15 protein-coding genes are annotated in these 16972 nt (G+C 40.5%); 13 read left to right on the top strand and 2 right to left on the bottom strand.

What is annotated here, in order from left to right; genetic code table 11:
* Positions 1 to 20: 20 nt before the first annotated feature.
* The 13 genes from bshA to AC1TO6_RS12050 all read left to right on the top strand — a co-directional run bounded on the left by bshA (position 21) and on the right by AC1TO6_RS12050 (position 13353).
* On the top strand, positions 21 to 1154 hold the full coding sequence (gene bshA, locus AC1TO6_RS12110; protein ID WP_482101863.1) for an N-acetyl-alpha-D-glucosaminyl L-malate synthase BshA: 1134 nt from the start codon (positions 21 to 23) through the stop codon (positions 1152 to 1154).
* A complete protein-coding gene (locus AC1TO6_RS12105) occupies positions 1151 to 2341 on the top strand; it encodes a CCA tRNA nucleotidyltransferase (protein ID WP_482101862.1) in 1191 nt (396 codons plus the stop codon). The genes bshA and AC1TO6_RS12105 overlap by 4 nt, the downstream gene beginning before the upstream one ends.
* The gene (locus tag AC1TO6_RS12100) at positions 2319 to 3302 is read left to right on the top strand and encodes a biotin--[acetyl-CoA-carboxylase] ligase (RefSeq protein ID WP_482101861.1); all 984 of its coding nucleotides are present in this window, start codon (positions 2319 to 2321) and stop codon (positions 3300 to 3302) included. Before AC1TO6_RS12105 ends, AC1TO6_RS12100 begins: the two co-directional genes overlap by 23 nt.
* A 233-nt stretch (positions 3303 to 3535) precedes the next feature.
* The gene (gene panB / locus AC1TO6_RS12095) at positions 3536 to 4381 is read left to right on the top strand and encodes a 3-methyl-2-oxobutanoate hydroxymethyltransferase (RefSeq protein WP_482101860.1); all 846 of its coding nucleotides are present in this window, start codon (positions 3536 to 3538) and stop codon (positions 4379 to 4381) included.
* A 1-nt stretch (position 4382) separates the two neighbouring features.
* Positions 4383 to 5261 carry a pantoate--beta-alanine ligase gene (gene panC / locus AC1TO6_RS12090; RefSeq protein ID WP_482102016.1) on the top strand — a complete coding sequence of 293 codons (879 nt, stop codon included), beginning with the start codon at positions 4383 to 4385 and terminating at the stop codon, positions 5259 to 5261.
* Complete coding sequence (gene panD, locus AC1TO6_RS12085) at positions 5236 to 5616, top strand: aspartate 1-decarboxylase (protein WP_482101859.1); 381 nt, start codon at positions 5236 to 5238, stop codon at positions 5614 to 5616. Before panC ends, panD begins: the two co-directional genes overlap by 26 nt.
* Before the next feature lie 146 nt (positions 5617 to 5762).
* Positions 5763 to 8540 (top strand): ATP-dependent DNA helicase DinG, encoded by a 2778-nt coding sequence (gene dinG / locus AC1TO6_RS12080; RefSeq protein WP_482101858.1) that lies wholly within the window; start codon positions 5763 to 5765, stop codon positions 8538 to 8540.
* 50 nt (positions 8541 to 8590) lie between these two features.
* Positions 8591 to 9070, top strand: coding sequence for a cell wall elongation regulator TseB-like domain-containing protein (locus AC1TO6_RS12075; RefSeq protein ID WP_482101857.1), 480 nt, complete (start codon positions 8591 to 8593; stop codon positions 9068 to 9070).
* A 13-nt stretch (positions 9071 to 9083) separates the two neighbouring features.
* Positions 9084 to 10277 carry a pyridoxal phosphate-dependent aminotransferase gene (locus AC1TO6_RS12070; protein WP_482101856.1) on the top strand — a complete coding sequence of 398 codons (1194 nt, stop codon included), beginning with the start codon at positions 9084 to 9086 and terminating at the stop codon, positions 10275 to 10277.
* Positions 10278 to 10306: 29 nt separating this feature from the next.
* Positions 10307 to 11602, top strand: coding sequence for an asparagine--tRNA ligase (gene asnS / locus AC1TO6_RS12065; protein ID WP_482101855.1), 1296 nt, complete (start codon positions 10307 to 10309; stop codon positions 11600 to 11602).
* Between the two features lie 36 nt (positions 11603 to 11638).
* Positions 11639 to 12352, top strand: a complete 714-nt coding sequence (locus AC1TO6_RS12060) for a DnaD domain-containing protein (RefSeq protein ID WP_482101854.1) — start codon at positions 11639 to 11641, stop codon at positions 12350 to 12352.
* 10 nt (positions 12353 to 12362) lie between these two features.
* The gene (nth, locus tag AC1TO6_RS12055; protein ID WP_482101853.1) at positions 12363 to 13016 is read left to right on the top strand and encodes an endonuclease III; all 654 of its coding nucleotides are present in this window, start codon (positions 12363 to 12365) and stop codon (positions 13014 to 13016) included.
* Complete coding sequence (locus tag AC1TO6_RS12050; RefSeq protein ID WP_482101852.1) at positions 13006 to 13353, top strand: YpoC family protein; 348 nt, start codon at positions 13006 to 13008, stop codon at positions 13351 to 13353. The genes nth and AC1TO6_RS12050 overlap by 11 nt, the downstream gene beginning before the upstream one ends.
* Positions 13354 to 13466: 113 nt before the next feature.
* On the opposite strand, the gene AC1TO6_RS12045 is transcribed toward AC1TO6_RS12050, so the two are convergent.
* Positions 13467 to 16112: a PBP1A family penicillin-binding protein gene (locus tag AC1TO6_RS12045; RefSeq protein WP_482101851.1), complete on the bottom strand. Its 2646-nt coding sequence runs from the start codon at positions 16110 to 16112 to the stop codon at positions 13467 to 13469.
* On the bottom strand, positions 16109 to 16744 hold the full coding sequence (recU, locus tag AC1TO6_RS12040; protein ID WP_482101850.1) for a Holliday junction resolvase RecU: 636 nt from the start codon (positions 16742 to 16744) through the stop codon (positions 16109 to 16111). The genes AC1TO6_RS12045 and recU overlap by 4 nt, the downstream gene beginning before the upstream one ends.
* Positions 16745 to 16972: the final 228 nt, after the last annotated feature.

Raw genomic sequence — 16972 nt, 5'->3', positions numbered from 1 at the left:
AATCGGAAGGGGTGCTGTGATTGAAAAAATTGAAAGTAGGTGTCATCTGCTATCCATCCCTCGGGGGTTCCGGAGTAGTCGCGACTGAACTCGGTAAAATGATGGCGGATCGAGGCCACGAAATGCATTATATTACATCCAGCAAACCATTCCGTTTTCTGGACGCACATCCTAATATTCAATTTCATGAAGTTACAATTGATGGCTATTCGGTATTTAAATATCCTCCCTATGATATTGCGCTGGCCAACCGCATTGCAGAGGTGATTGAAACAGAAAAACTAGATCTTCTGCATGTTCATTATGCTGTACCCCATGCTATATCTGCGGCACTCGGCAAAGATATGGCAAATTCCACAATTGGTGTTATTACAACACTACATGGAACAGACGTAACGATTCTTGGCCATGATCCAGGACTTAAGAATACAGTTCGTTATGGAATTGATAAATCAACAATTACAACCACAGTTTCTGAGTCTCTCCGCCTTGAGACCTTAGAATTAATCAAACCGAAAAAAGATTTGATGACAATATATAATTTCATCGATGAAAACAAGTATCGGCCATTGGATCCCGGGGCTTTGAAAATTGACTTGGGAATCAAACCAGAAGAAAAAGTTATTATCCATATTTCAAATTTCCGGAAAATCAAACGGATTCCCGATATTATACACAGTTTTAAGGAAATAATGACAGAGATTGACGTAAAACTGATTTTGGTCGGGGATGGACCCGAGCGAATTGATATGGAAAAGCTTGTGATGGAGTTAGGTTTACAGGGAAATGTTATATTCACTGGAAAAAGGGATGATTTACCTGAGCTATTGGCAATTAGTGATTTAATGTTCCATTTATCGGAAAAGGAAGCTTTCGGTCTTGTACTATTGGAGGCACTTGCTTGTGGAGTTCCATCTATCGCAACAGATACGGGTGGAATTCCAGAAGTCATTAATGATGGTATCAATGGCTTTATTGTAAAAGTAGGAGACAGGCATGCAGCGGTTGAAAAAGCGCTCATGTTATTGAAAGACAGAGAATTGCATGCAACTTTCAGAGAAAATGGTTTGGCTACTGCATCTGATAAGTTCCATTCATCCACAATTGTCGACCAGTACGAAAATCTTTATTATGAAGTGGCGGGAAATAGATGACAGTTAATTTCGGATCTGCACCTAGCCGTGAGGTTATTCATTCACTTGAAAGTGCGGGATATGAAGCTGTTTTTGTTGGAGGCGCAGTGCGCGATTCTTTGTTAGGTAAAAATCCAACAGATATCGACATTGCTACTTCTGCTGAACCTGCAGAAGTGAGAGCAGTATTTCCGATGACCGTAGATATAGGGACCAAACATGGAACTGTGCTTGTGCTGATGAAAGGTGAACCTATAGAAGTAACGACATACCGGACAGAAGGCTTATATACAGACCATCGCCGCCCTGATGAAGTACGTTTCGTAAAATCTTTAGCGGAAGATTTACGGCGCCGAGATTTCACGATGAATGCACTCGCAATGACAATTGATGGAGAACTGATTGATCTCTTCGGTGGCAAAGCGGATATGACAAAACGAATTATCCGGGCCGTAGGAAATGCTGCAGATCGATTTAAAGAGGACGCGCTTCGGATGTTCAGAGCAATTCGATTCACTGCTGTCCTAGATTTTGAAATCGAAGAAAAGACATTTGAAGCAATCCGTCTCAATGCTGAACAGATTCGATACATTTCTGTAGAACGGTTAAAAGCTGAAATGGATAAATTATTTTCCGGAAATTATCCGATAAAAGCTTTTCTATGCATACAAGAAACAGGGATAGCTTCACATTTACCATTATTTCCGAAAGACATAGAGAAACTAAATAAGACTGCACCTTTTGAAACGCTGAGTGAAGGCTGGGCTTGCTTTATGGTTGCGGGCGACTTCTCACCATCAGAAATCGTAAAAGCATATAAATTGTCGAACGTTGATAGGATGTTCCTTAGTTCAGTAAATGATGTATACGCAAATCGACTAAATCGACAATTTACTGTTGACGACTATTACTTAAATGATTTGTCAGTCCTTTTAACGACGGAAAAGATTTTTTCGACGTTCCATACTCACCAAGAAACAATTTTGGCTACAGAAATTAAACGAATGAAAGAATCGCTACCAATTCAGTCAATAAAAGCTCTTGCTGTCGATGGTCAAAAACTGATGGAGTGGACAAATCAATCAGGAGGCAGATGGCTTGGTGAATGGATTGGGAAGATTGAAAAAGCTGTCCTACACGGTTCACTTGAAAATGAGCCCAATGACATAAAGGAATGGTTTCTAAATGAATTCACTGGTAAAAAATGAATTGTTAAAAAGGTTGTTTGACGCAGAAGGTGAACCCGTTTCTGGACAAGAGATTGCCGACCAGTTCGGGTTATCGAGGACCGCCATCTGGAAATATGTAAAAGAACTTGAAATAGAAGGTTACGAAATAGGGACAATTCGAAAAAAAGGTTATTATCTCATCAACTCACCAGACCGGGTGAACGAAGCAAATGTACAAAAACATTTGAATACTAAAAGTTTTGGTCGACACATCCATTACTTTGATACGTGTAAATCGACACAATTCATTGCACATGATGAAGAACAGAATGGTGCACTTAATGGAACTGTTGTTATATCTGAAGAACAGACTGCTGGGAGAGGCCGAATGGCGCGTCCGTGGAACTCTACAGCGGGCAAAGGTATCTGGATGAGTGTAATTACCAGGCCGACATTAACGCCTCAACAAGCGCCACAGATGACGTTAGTTGCGGCGGTTGCAGTTACGCGAGCCATTCAAGAAATGACAGGAATCGATCCAGATATTAAATGGCCGAATGACATTTTGATCAACGGTAAAAAAGTGACTGGAATATTAACTGAACTTCAGGCGGACCCTGATCAAGTAAAAGCAGTTATTCTAGGAATCGGTATGAATGTGAACCAAGAAAAAACGGATTTTCCGGAAGAACTGCAAGACATTGCGACATCCCTTAAAATAGTTACCGGTAAGTCGGTCGACCGTGCGCAACTTATTGCAAAAACCCTCGGATTTCTCGAACTCTACACAGACTTGTATGTTAAACACGGTTTTGGACCAATCAAACTGTTATGGGAAGGCTATTCGAACACAACGGGGAAACAGATACGAGCTGTAATGTTGAATGAAACAATTGTAGGTACTGCACTCGGGATATCGGATGATGGGGTCTTAGAATTGAAGCTCAGTGACGGTACAATTCGAGGAATCTATTCAGCAGATATTGAAATCACAAAGTGATAGGTATACATTGAACTTTCAATTTGTTATAGTAAATCCAAAGGGCGGTATCTATTGTGAGCTGCACCACTTTTGAAATACGAATACCAAAAGTTCAATATGATCTGCCTTGATCTTAACGAAAAGACAGGGACGGAGGAAACCATCAGATGATGATACAACCCTTCTGTCCATTTTTGGCACAGAAGGGTTTTTATATCCGGTTTCTTCTCAAAAGAGAGGGGAATAGTAAAATGAAGAGTACACTAAATTTTATTAAAATGAAAAAGACCAGTGAAAAGATTGTCATGTTGACGGCATACGATTACCCGTCAGCAAAGCTTGCGGAAGAGGCGGGAGTCGATATTATTCTTGTTGGTGATTCACTCGGAATGGTTGTACTTGGCTATGATTCAACCATCGCTGTAACAACAGAGGATATGATTCACCATGGCAAGGCGACTAGGAGGGGGGCAAAGGATACCTTCATCGTTGTTGATATGCCATTTGGTACGTATCATGGCTCTGCGGACAGTACGTTAACAGAAGCGGTCCGGATTTTCCAACAAACAAATGCAAATGCATTAAAGCTTGAAGGTGCAGGAAATGTAATTGAAACGATTCGGTTGCTCACTGGAACAGGAATTCCAATTGTTGCACATCTAGGCTTGTTGCCACAATCTGCATCGGTTGTCGGTGGTTATAAAGTACAAGGGAAAACGGCGGAAGCCGCGAAAAAGCTTATCGATGACGCCCGTGCATGTGAAGAAGCTGGAGCATTCATGATTGTATTGGAGTGTATTCCCTATCAGCTTGGTGAGGAAGTTTCAGCCGCTGTTTCAATCCCAGTCATCGGCATTGGTGCTGGAGCAGGAACAGACGGTCAGGTACTTGTATTCCATGATACTATTAAATATGGAAGTCACCATGTCCCTAAATTCGTGGAAACGTATGCAGATGCCGGAACGGTTATTCGTGACGGGTTGAATAAGTACGTGACATCAGTAAAAGATGGTTCATTCCCTTCGGAACTTCATCGTTTTACGATGGAGGAAGAAGAATTGGTTGCATTGTATGGTGGCAGTGGAGGTGACAAATGAAATGAATGTTGTTCGAACGATATCTGAATTACAAATTTTGATTGATCGTAATGCACGTTCAGGCTCTACAGTCGGTTTTGTACCGACGATGGGTTTTTTGCATGACGGTCACTTATCGCTCGTGGAGCAGGCGAGAGGGCAAAATGACATCGTCGTCATGAGCATTTTCGTCAATCCTGCTCAGTTTGGTCCAGGGGAGGACTTTGATGCATATCCCCGTGATGCAGAAAGAGATGCTAGTTTAGCAAAAAAGGCAGGCGTGGACATTCTTTTCATGCCTACACCGGAAGAAATGTATCCACAAGATGGCGGCATTCGAATTCTGCCAGGTCCTCAAGCGAATACATTGTGCGGAGCATCTCGTCCAGGTCATTTTGACGGCGTTTTGAAAGTCGTCTTGAAGCTGTTCAATATCGTCGACCCTGACCGTTCCTATTTTGGTATGAAAGATGCCCAGCAACTTGCGATTATCGAGACGTTTGTACGGGACTTTAACTTAAGAACATCGATAGTTCGGGTTCCAATCGTCCGCGATCAGGATGGACTCGCGAAAAGTTCCAGAAATGTTAAATTGACTGCGACGGAACGTGCGCAAGCCCCAGTTATTTGGCAGGCACTCGAAAAAGCTGTTTCATTGTTTAAAGAAGGTGTGCCGAATGATGAAATTGAGCGGATAACGGCAGCATATATTGTCGACAATAGCTCTGGCCTCGTGGATTACATATCTATTTTGTCTTACCCAGCACTTACAGAATATGAACTCTCTGCAGACGAGGCAATTCTTGCCTGTGCAGTAAAGTTTGGAAATACAAGATTGATAGATAATATTATTATGTCAACAAAGGATGGTTGTCATGTTCAGAATGATGATGAACAGTAAATTACACCGTGCAACTGTAACAGAAGCAGATCTAAATTATGTAGGCAGTATAACAATTGACAGTGAGTTACTAGAGATTGCAGGAATGTTGCCAAATGAAAAAGTACATGTAGTTAACAACAATAATGGAGCACGGTTTGAAACGTATATTATTGCAGGGGAACGCGGAAGTGGTGTCATCTGTGTGAACGGAGCGGCAGCACGGCTTGTACAACGCGGTGACATCGTCATTATCCTGTCCTATGTTTATATGTCAGACGAAGAAGCAAGTACGCATGAGCCAACAGTTCTGATTATGGATGATAAAAACAAGGTAAAAGAAATTATTCGGGAAAAGCAGGGTATGGCCCTCTAATCTATAGGGCTCATTTGGAATCAGTTACTTGATTTCAAATGAGCTTTTTATGATTTTTTTTCAATCTGTTGAGGATTTGCACTAACTTAAAAGCCGGAATGTGATACAATCTGCATTAGTATGATAAACAGGAAGTTGATGATCGAATGCACAATAAAACCTATGCAGTCGTTGATTTAGAAACAACCGGTCATTCACCGGCAAAAGGGGATCGGATGATTCAAATCGCGGTTGTATTTATTAAAGAAGGAAAAATCGGCGATAAGTACGTCAGCTTTATAAACCCTGAACAAAAAATCCCTGCTTTCATCCGTCATTTGACAGGGATTTCTGATGAAGATGTGAAAGATGCACCATCTTTTGAAGAAATCGCAGCTGAAGTCGCCACTCTATTGGAAGGAACTGTATTTGTTGCGCATAATACGGATTTCGACCTATCCTTTCTTCAAAGCGAATTTGCAAGATGCGGAATCTCGATGTGGACAGGGAAGAAAATCGATACAGTAGAATTGTCCAAAGTCTTAATACCATCCGCTCCGAGTTACAGACTGCAGGATATTACCGAAGAACTAGGCATACCATTGGCGTCTGCACATCGCGCTGATGAGGATGCAGAAGCAACTGCGAAGTTATTTCTAATCTGCATGAAAAAGTTATACGCATTGCCTGAGGATACACTAAATCTCTTACATCGCAGATCATTTCGATTAAAATCTGATCTATCGACACTTTTTCATGAAGCGCTCAAAATTGCACGGACGAAAAGTACAGGTAATGAGTTTTCATTTTTCCGTGGTATACCCTATCGCAATGTGGTGATGCAACAACCTGAGAACTTTGTAAATCCGGTATATCCCGGTGACAATGAAAAAAAAATAGAGCAATTAAAAAAAGCTTACCCAGAGTTTGAACATAGAGATTCTCAAATTGGATTTATGGATGAAGTGTGGGATACCTTGTCTACACAAACTGAAATTATTGCAGAAGTTCCGACAGGGATTGGCAAGACGATTGGTTATCTAGTACCAGCAGCTATACATTCAATACGGACAGGGAAGCCAGTTGTTATTAGCACATACACGAATCATCTGGCTGATAAAATCATGGATGAGGAACTCAAGAAAGTACAATTAATTCTTGATTGCAATGTGACAGCGACATTACTTAAAGGAAGAGAGCAGTACATCTCACTTGGTAAATTCGAGGAACTTCTAAGAATTGCCGACGAATCGTACGATGAGACATTTACAATAATGCAAATCCTTGTCTGGCTTACAGAAACCGTGACAGGTGATTTGCAAGAGATTAATGTTTCTGGCGGTGGACAGTTATTTGTCGATCGAATTAGGAAGCGAACGAATAAGCTTGCGTGGGATGAACAAATTGCTGATTATCACTATAAACTACTCCAAGGGTCCGAACATTCAAATTTAATCATTACAAACCATGCAATGTTGCTGTCGGATTTGAATCGCGAACAAAGTATATTCATTTCACTAGCCGGAGTAGTTGTTGATGAAGCACATCAATTTGTACAAGCTGCAACCTTTATGAATGAAACAGTGTTTTCGTACACGAATTGGAAATATGTTCTTGGACAGCTTGCTTCAGAAACATCCGGACAATTGTTGCAGCAAATTGACAAGCTGAATAACAAATTTGGAACCGATGGCTTTCACAATAAAGAGTTGCTGGATTCCGCATTTATCAAATTCCTAACTTTGTTCGATCATGCGATTTCCACTTTGACTGGTTTCAATCCTCCAAGACGTAAAAGACATCAAGGAAACAGAGTCGTTTATTCACTCTCTGAATTGGAATATAATCAATCGCATTTTTCGAAAGTTGCTATAGCATTGTCTGATTACATTAGAAAAGCTGAATCTTTCACGCATGATTTATCGAACCATTTAGATAATTTGACGCGTGATGAACAGGCTATTCTAGCGGAATGGAATTTCTGGGTACAAGAACTGACTATCAAAGCCGGTGAATGGGTAGAAGTTTTTCTTGACTACAACACGGAAGATTTCACTGTCTGGATGGAAAAAGATTTACGAAGTGTTCCAGGAAGCCTAACTGTTATTAAACGCTCATTGGATGGGTCTCAGCTGATCCAAAAGTTTACCAATAGGATGAAAAATGAACAGACTGGAATTGTATGGACTTCAGGTACACTTAGAGTTCCCGGAAATGACCGTTTCATATCTAGGCAACTTGGCATAGATGATTCGATTCCGCTTGTAACATTTGATGCGCCTGCCCATTTCTATGAAGGTGCAGAAATATTCATTGTTGAGGACATGCCTGATATCCAGCATGTCAGTCAATCTGATTATGTTGAAGCCGTTACAGATGCGGTGATTCAGACAGTAATGGCAACGGGTGGAAGGCTATTTGTTCTGTTTACATCCCAAGATATGTTAAGAAAAACATATGAACTTATTACAGAAAGTGAACAGTTAGAAGGCTATGCGCTATTTGCACAAGGGATAAGTTCGGGGAGTCGAATTAGGCTTTTGAAGTCTTTCAGACAGTTCAACAATTCTGTCCTTTTCGGGACCAATAGTTTCTGGGAGGGGGTCGACGTACCTGGGGATGCTCTAACAGCGGTGATTGTTGTAAGGCTTCCATTTTCATCACCGGAAGAACCTGTCTACAAAGCTCGAGCGGCCAGAATGACTGAAGCTGGATTAAACCCGTTCACGGAACATGCACTACCGGAAGCGGTTATGAGACTCCGTCAAGGCTTTGGGAGATTGATTCGATCATCTTCAGATAAAGGTTTTTTCATTATATTGGACAGGCGGATTGAAACGAAAAAGTATGGTAAGCGATTCCTTGAAGCTTTTCCGGACGTGCCTGTGAAAAAAGTGTCGTTAGATCATATGGTTAATGAACTCGAAAATTGCTATAATGATTAGGTAGGTAATTAGTAGAAAATATTTCTTTAAGGTTCGGGACGTGAAGTAATATGTTGAACTGGATAAAATTCATCATTGTCTTCCTATTAATGTTAACAATCGTCATAACTGTCACTGTTTTTTATAATGCTGATAAGCCTTTTTCATCAGCAGAAAAGAAAGCCATCGAATCCGCGGTTCAATCGGGACAACTCGTTTCTGCAAGTTCAGCTACTGTCTTTAATGGTACTGTTCCGAGTGTAACTGTGTTTGGTGTTGACAAAGACGGGGTAGAAAAAGCTGTTTTCATCAACGGGAAATTGAAAGACCGCTATAAGGAAGTCAGGTTGTCTGAAGGAATCACAGCAGAAAAAGCAATCGCAAACGTAAAAGAAGAATTGGATGTAAAAAAGATTCTTCATGTCACGCTTGGAATTGAAGGAGACAATCCAGTTTGGGAAGTAGTATTCAAAAGTGAAAACGATAAACTGAATTATGTCTATGTCTTTTTCGAGGACGGACAATGGTGGAAACGCATTTTGAATCTCTAAAGGAGCGATTTAATTGACGAAATCATTAGCAGCGAGGGTAAATACGCTTACACCATCAACAACGCTCGCCATTACGGCGAAAGCGAAAGAAATGAAAGACTCAGGCATCGATGTTATTGGTCTTGGTGCGGGAGAACCGGACTACAATACGCCAGCCAATATTATTGAGGCAGCTTACACTTCCATGAAAGAAGGAAAAACAAAGTACACACCCTCGGGTGGGTTACCAGACCTCAAAAATGCAATCATCCAGAAGTTAAAGCAAGACCAACAGCTAAACTATACTGGGAAAGAAATCATGATTGGGATTGGCGCTAAACACGTATTGTATACGCTGTTCCAAGTTTTACTCGATCCAGGTGATGAAGTCATCATCCCAACTCCTTATTGGGTCAGTTATCCCGAGCAGGTAAAGTTGGCAGGCGGAGTTCCGGTACATATTGAAGGGACAGCTGCGGCACAGTTTAAAGTAACCGCAGAACAAATTCGAGAATCAGTTTCTTCTAAAACGAAGGCAGTAATCATCAATTCACCTGGGAATCCAACAGGTATGATTTATTCTAAAGAAGAATTGCTGCAAATTGCGGAAGTATGTAAAGAGAAAGATATCTGGATCATTTCGGATGAAATATATGAGAAACTCATTTATGGTGATGAAAAGCATATTTCAATAGCACAACTTTCTGATGATGCTAAAAGTCGTACACTTCTCATTAATGGTGTTTCGAAATCACACTCAATGACAGGGTGGCGTATAGGTTACGTCGCAGGGGATGAGGTAGTAGTAAGTGCCATGACGAGTTTAGCGAGTCACTCGACATCGAATCCTACGACGACTTCTCAATATGCTGCAATCGAGGCTTATAATGGTCCTCAAGATACAGTAGAAACAATGCGTGCAGATTTTGAATCGCGTATGGAACGGGTCTACCCGCAATTAGCGGCAATTCCTGGATTTAACGTGATTAAACCTCAAGGCGCTTTCTATCTACTTCCTGAAGTATCTGAAGCAGTTAATAAAACAGGGTTTGCTAACGTTGATGAATTTGCAGAGGCATTATTGACGAAAGCAAATGTCGCTGTTATCCCGGGATCTGGTTTTGGATCACCTGATACAATTCGCTTGTCTTATGCAACATCAATCGAACTGTTGGAAGAAGCGATTCGACGAATTCGTGTATTTGTAGAAGCTAACTGGAAAGAATAAAAATAGAGATTAAATTCTTGGAGGTTATTATGAAAACAATCATGATACATGAAATGCCAAACCATGCAGGCGAAACAGTTCGTATTGGTGGATGGCTAGCCAACAAACGTTCTAGCGGGAAGATTGCATTTCTACAACTTCGTGACGGTTCTGGATTCGTACAGGGAGTAGTCGTTAAAGAAGCGGTTGGCGAGGATCTATTTGCTAAAGCAAAGTCAATTACACAAGAAAGTTCACTTTATATTACAGCAGAAGTAACTGTGGACGAGCGTTCAACTTTCGGCTACGAGCTACAAGTGAAAGATATTGAAGTCATTCATGAAGCGGTAGATTATCCAATCACGCCGAAAGAGCATGGTACAGAATTTTTAATGGATCACCGCCATTTATGGCTCCGTTCACGTAAACAGCATGCAGTAATGAAAATTCGTGACGAAGTCATTCGTGCAACATATGAGTTTTTCCATATGAACGGATTTGTCAAAGTAGATCCACCAATATTGACAGGTTCTTCTCCAGAAGGCACATCAGAATTGTTCCAAACAAAATATTTTGATGAAGATGCATACCTTTCGCAATCAGGTCAACTATATATGGAAGCTGCAGCGATGGCACTTGGAAAAGTATTCTCATTCGGTCCCACATTCCGTGCAGAAAAATCGAAAACACGTCGTCACTTAATCGAGTTTTGGATGATTGAACCTGAAATGGCTTTTGTCGAGTTTGATGAAAGCTTGATAGTACAGGAACAGTATGTGACGCATGTTATTCAATCAGTTTTGCAAAACTGTGCAATTGAATTAGAAAGACTAGGCCGCGATTTGTCTAAACTTGAAAAAATCCAAGCACCATTCCCGCGTATTTCATACGATGATGCTATCAAATTTTTGAATGAAAACGGATTTGATGATATTACATGGGGAGAAGACTTTGGAGCGCCACACGAAACAGCAATTGCAGAAAGTTATGATTCACCTGTATTCATCACACATTACCCAATAGGCATTAAACCCTTCTACATGCAACCGCATCCTACAAGGGATGATGTTGTTTTGTGTGCTGATTTAATCGCTCCCGAAGGTTATGGAGAAATTATTGGCGGATCTGAACGTATTCATGACTATGAGCTGATGAAACAACGAATTAAAGAACACAACCTTGATGAATCTGCTTATGAATGGTATTTGGATCTTAGTAAATACGGAGCGGTTCCACATTCAGGATTTGGACTTGGACTTGAGCGTACAGTCGCATGGATTTCAGGTGTGGAACATGTTCGCGAAACGATTCCATTCCCACGTCTATTGAATAGATTGTACCCTTAAAACTTTTTGATTTTAATAGAAGAGAGGGGTTCGGTCATGCAACACGAAGAACGACTCCGGATTTGGATTGAGCAGGGAAATGTTAACATTTCCCAGCTTTTTTTTCACCATTATAAGAGTCTTGGAATAAAAGATTTGGACGCGATGCTAATCATGCATATGACGGCTTATAAATCAGAAGGGAATCATTTCCCAACACCTACTGATTTTACTAGTCGAATGGATTTGTCTGAAAACGAAGTATCCATGGTATTACAACGCCTGATGCAACGCGGTTTTCTCCAAATTGGTCAAAATGAGGATCAAAAAGGTGTATTGTATGAGACATTCTCTTTGCTACCACTCTGGAATCGTTTAGTTGATCATATTGAGCTTGCGACAAATGAGGTTGAGGAAGAGACCCATAAGAATGCAGAAGGAGAAATTTTTTCGCTATTTGAACAAGAATTTGGACGGTTTTTGTCACCAATGGAATGCGAATCAATAACGATGTGGCTTGATGATGATGGCCATACTGTTGAAATTATCCGTGCAGCATTAAAAGAAGCTGTTATTGCTCAAAAACTTAGTCTGAGGTATATCGATCGGATTCTTTTCGAGTGGAAGAAGAAAAATGTTAAAACAATGTCTGATGTTGAACGTCAAACAAAGTCTTTCCGAACGGTAGGACCGCGACCATCTCAGCAAAATGAAAAAACTGTTTCGGTAAAACGTGTTCCATTCTATAATTGGCTGGAAGAACGGGATTAGGTGGGATACCATGCTGACGAAAAAACAATGGGGATTTTGTCTGGAGCAATTCGGTGAAATGTTTCCAGACGCGCACTGTGAATTGGTGCATGACAATCCTTTTGAATTAACAATAGCGACGCTTCTATCTGCTCAATGTACAGACGTTTTAGTGAATCGGGTAACGGCGGAACTATTTAAAAAATATAAAACACCTGAGGACTATCTTGCGGTTGATGTCGAGGAACTGCAAGGGGATATCAGGTCAATCGGATTATTCCGGAATAAGGCAAAAAATATTCAAGCACTGAGCCAATTATTGATTGATAATTATGGTGGGGAGGTACCCCCGAATAGGGATGTCATGATGACGCTTCCAGGAGTGGGTCGTAAAACAGCAAATGTGGTCGTGTCAAATGCTTTTGGTATACCTGCTCTTGCTGTCGATACACATGTTGAACGTGTAGCGAAACGACTAGGAATGAATAGGTGGAAGGACTCACCCCTTGCAGTTGAAGAAAAAATTATGCGTTGGACACCGATTAATAAATGGACAGATACGCATCACCAAATAATTTTTTTTGGTAGATACCACTGCAAGGCGCAAAACCCTGGATGCAACGTTTGTCCGCTATTGCCGTTATGCAGAGAAGGAAAGAAAAGGATGAAAGAGAATGCCGAGTGAAGTAAACCCTATCGACAAAGAGCTGCTAACTCCCTATTTTGATAAATGGGAGACAGTTCGTGAAGAAATAGAGACTTTTTATCAACAAAAAGATCATCAAGCCGTAGAGTTAATGGAGTCGGCAATTGAGAATTACAATGTCTTGCTTGAGCAAGGTGGAAGTAAGTTTGATGACCGTAAAGGAAAGGTTGTTTATACACTTTTACCTTTGAATGGTGAGGAACGTTTTGAGTTTGTAAAAGATAAAATAGCCAGTCATTATGCTTATATTCAATTGGATGCGCTCTTTACGGAAACAAAAAAGAAAACTGCAAGACTTTCAATACAAAAGAATTAAAAAACAGAACCTCAGATGTGTTTTGCATCTGAGGTTCTGTTTTTTTGTCTGGATTTCATGGCTTTTCCACAATTGACTAATAACACATTTAAAGAAGTTTGATACATTTTTGATTATGGGTTACTATCGTCAGATGTGCCCTCTGTGCCCTCTGTACCAATATTTGGATCAGGGATCGTTCCATCATCAATAACAGAACCATCGCCTGTGCCATCTCCATTATTGTTGTTCCCGTTATTTCCATTATTGTTGCCGTTATTCCCATTATTGCCATTGTTATTCTCGTTATTCTCGTTATTCTCGTTATTCTCGTTATTGCCATTGTTATTCTCATTGTTCCATTCTTCACCGTCAGGATTTTCAGTTTCTACTTCATCCTCATCAACTTCAGGTATGTCTTCAACAACATCTTCGATTTGCACCGTTGTAGATGCTGCGCCACTTTGTAAGTCACCGAGTTTGGCAATTACAGAGAATGTATATTTCCTGCCTGATTCTGCGCCAGAGAACGTGACGGAAGTATCTCCGGTTGTTGTCATTACCTGCATATCCCCACCATCTACTCCTACTAATACGGTAAATTCGACGTTATCTTCTATATCGCCAAAGTCAGAAGCATTATGGGCCCAATTCAATTTAATAGAACTGGAGGCACTGTCATATTCAGCTGTTAGACTGTTTGGCGCATCCAATTCGATGATTTTTTCTCTAGCAACTTCTACAGGGACTGTCCCGCGTACGAATAACTCCGTCCGTTTTAAGTTCCATGGTGTGGAGGAACTTGCTAGAATAAGTGGATCTGAACCATATTGAATTGTAGCCTCTTCAACAGAGGAGGGTTTTTTAAATTGTGCTGTATTTTTCCCAGAAGAAATGGATGACATAACTTGTTTAAACAAATCTTGTGGGACGTATCGTTCCCCTTCAAAACTCTCCATTGCAGAACGATCTTGATAACCGCCCCAAACTGCAATTGTGTAGTCGGTCGTATAACCCGCAAACCAAGAATCCTGTGCTCCACCTTTGTTTGAGAAGTTAGTTGTACCTGTTTTACCGGCTACATCTAGCCCTTGTATGGCTGCTCGTTTTCCAGTACCATTGCCAGTGAAAACGTCTCGAAGGATATCTGTAATCATATAAGCTGTTGAATCTTTCATAACTTCAACAGGATTGGGAGTCATGTTAAGATTAGTTACCCCATCACGATAAACAATTTTTTTAATGGAATGTGGCTTAGTGTAAATACCACCATTACCGAATGGGGTATAAGCGCCCGCTATTTCAATTGTAGAAAATTCATCCGTTCCTCCTAGCGCATTCGAAGGGTATTCATTTTTGAAATCTAAACCGAGTTTAGCCGCAAAATCTACTGCTTTCTTTCGACCGACTTCCTCATAGGTTTTCACTGCGGGGACGTTGCGTGAAGTAGCTAGCGCTTCACGCATTGTAATTGTACCCTTGTATTTTCTATCCACATTACGAACGGGTTGTGCAGGTTTGGAGTCTTTATAATTGTATGCTTCATCATGCATAGTCTGACCAGTTGACCAATTCAAATATTCAACTGCAGGACCATAATTAATAATCGGTTTAATAGCTGAACCTGGTTGACGTTTTTCAGCAGCGGCAAAGTTTAAAAGTCCTGTTGAGAAATTTCGACCTCCACCAATTGCTACGATTCCACCAGTTTTCGTATCTAGGACAGTTAAAGCACCTTGCATTTTGTCATTAGCGAAGATGTCTGATTTGAGAGCATTTTCGACAGCCTGTTGAGCCTCCACATCTAATGTTGTATGAATTGTGACACCGTCTGAAAGTATGTCTTGCATTCCTGCATCTTCCAGTTCGGTTAATACAATATCGACAAATGCAGCATATTTTGTATTGTCATTAGCTTTCCTATTCTCTTCAGCAAGAAGTGTGCCTGTTACAGGAATTGCTATTGCCGCTTCCATTTCTTCTTTAGAAATTTTTTCATGCTGGTGCATTAGCCCAAGTACAATATCACGGCGTTTTTTGGCACGATCTGGATTTTTGTATGGATTGTATCCGTTTGGACTTTGCGGTAACCCTGCTAACATAGCGACTTCGTGTAATTCAAGTTCATTCAATTTTTTACCATAAAAATAGTTGGCAGCTGTTCCAAAACCATAATTATTTCCGGACATCAGGATTTTATTGAAATACATTTCAAAGATTTCTTCTTTTTCATATTTGCGTTCAAGTTTATTGGCAAGCCATGCTTCTTGTGCTTTCCTTTTAAGGGTTTTTTCTGTGGAAAGGAATGAGTTCTTAATGACCTGTTGTGTCAGGGTACTTGCACCTTGAGAACCGAATCCATCTCGGAAGTTTGCAATGACTGCCCCACCGAGTCGCCAAAAGTCCATTCCTTGGTGGGAATAGAATCGAACGTCTTCCGTAGCCAGAATGGCGTCTTCCATAATTTTTGGAATTTCGCTATAAGGAACAAATTCTCTTTTTTCTGTTCCGGACTTATAAATAACTTTATTATTTTTATCCAAAATCTCAGATGATAGAGGGTCCTTCAAAAGATTTTCATCTAAATCGGGTGCCGAACTTGCATAAAAAGTGAACAGGCCAGCACCACCGATGAGTATGACAAATCCGACTGCAATAACTGCAAAAATTAACTTTTTAAAGATGCCCTTCTTTTGTTTCGGCTTTTTATCTTTCTTTTTTGTACGTTCTGCCTCCATGCTCTTTCGTCTAGCAGTTCTTGAATTTATATTTTCGCTCATATCTCTTCCTGCCTTTCAGTAGCTTCGTTAGGTGACGATAAAATATCCGACACCGCTTGTAAATATTCGATTCTAGGGTTGAAACTAGGGAAAACTTCTATCGCCATAGTTTCAAACTCTGTAAGTGTGATTGATTTTCTACCGCCTGTCTGCATTCTCTCCCAATACATTTCAAAGTTATGATAGGGGACGATAAAATATCGGTCAAGCGAAGTGAACTTTATAATGAAAAATACAACTCCATTTTGTTTCGCAACAGATTTCATATGAACCACTTGGTGGTCATGGATATTTTGTAAAGGGAAGGAGGTTAGACTTTTTGTCTCCTTCGCTTCAAAATCGATATACTTCCCTTGCCACACTCCGTTAAAGTCTGTTGTAGACGGTGTCCGAAAGTAAGCTTCTGTGATGACAGCGGCGCTTCTTGCAGGGTAATTCACGTTTACGACTTGTATGGGCACAGGTTTTTTATGAATGACAGCAATACCGCGACTCAAATAGTATTCATTGGTTTCATTCAGTTCATCCTCTAACGACTTACCACGATTACTGAAAGAAAGATCGATTTTTTTTTGAGCTACGTTTCTTTGAACGGGTATATATTTCCTGCCGTTCGGATAGCGTATTGTCATAGATACCACCTCACATCTGACCATTATACCACAAGGATTAGACGGAATAGAAAAGGGAAAGTTGCAACCAAAAATATGGTTCAACAATAATTTCTTTCCAGTCAAGAAAGATTCATTGTACTGCAATTTGAGAAAAGTAGATATTTAGATGATTCTCTGAGAGAATTAAATGAGATGATGTAATAGGAGTAGTGCCATTGAAGTCTTATCATGTTTAATTGAAATTTT

Source organism: Sporosarcina sp. Y352 (assembly GCF_056786535.1).
Note: the sequence above shows the minus strand (reverse complement) of the source record. Positions and strands in the feature narration are given on the sequence as shown.

Bases quoted from the DNA above. Each gene is read 5' to 3' on its own strand.
- AC1TO6_RS12105 (WP_482101862.1), top strand. From the start codon at position 1,151: ATGACAGTTAATTTCGGATCTGCACCTAGCCGTGAGGTTATTCATTCA.
- AC1TO6_RS12100 (WP_482101861.1), top strand. From the start codon at position 2,319: ATGAATTCACTGGTAAAAAATGAATTGTTAAAAAGGTTGTTTGACGCA.
- panB (WP_482101860.1), top strand. From the start codon at position 3,536: ATGAAGAGTACACTAAATTTTATTAAAATGAAAAAGACCAGTGAAAAG.
- panC (WP_482102016.1), top strand. From the start codon at position 4,383: ATGAATGTTGTTCGAACGATATCTGAATTACAAATTTTGATTGATCGT.
- panD (WP_482101859.1), top strand. From the start codon at position 5,236: ATGTTCAGAATGATGATGAACAGTAAATTACACCGTGCAACTGTAACA.
- dinG (WP_482101858.1), top strand. From the start codon at position 5,763: ATGCACAATAAAACCTATGCAGTCGTTGATTTAGAAACAACCGGTCAT.
- AC1TO6_RS12075 (WP_482101857.1), top strand. From the start codon at position 8,591: ATGTTGAACTGGATAAAATTCATCATTGTCTTCCTATTAATGTTAACA.
- asnS (WP_482101855.1), top strand. From the start codon at position 10,307: ATGAAAACAATCATGATACATGAAATGCCAAACCATGCAGGCGAAACA.
- AC1TO6_RS12060 (WP_482101854.1), top strand. From the start codon at position 11,639: ATGCAACACGAAGAACGACTCCGGATTTGGATTGAGCAGGGAAATGTT.
- nth (WP_482101853.1), top strand. From the start codon at position 12,363: ATGCTGACGAAAAAACAATGGGGATTTTGTCTGGAGCAATTCGGTGAA.
- AC1TO6_RS12050 (WP_482101852.1), top strand. From the start codon at position 13,006: ATGCCGAGTGAAGTAAACCCTATCGACAAAGAGCTGCTAACTCCCTAT.
- AC1TO6_RS12045 (WP_482101851.1), bottom strand. From the start codon at position 16,112: ATGAGCGAAAATATAAATTCAAGAACTGCTAGACGAAAGAGCATGGAG.
- recU (WP_482101850.1), bottom strand. From the start codon at position 16,744: ATGACAATACGCTATCCGAACGGCAGGAAATATATACCCGTTCAAAGA.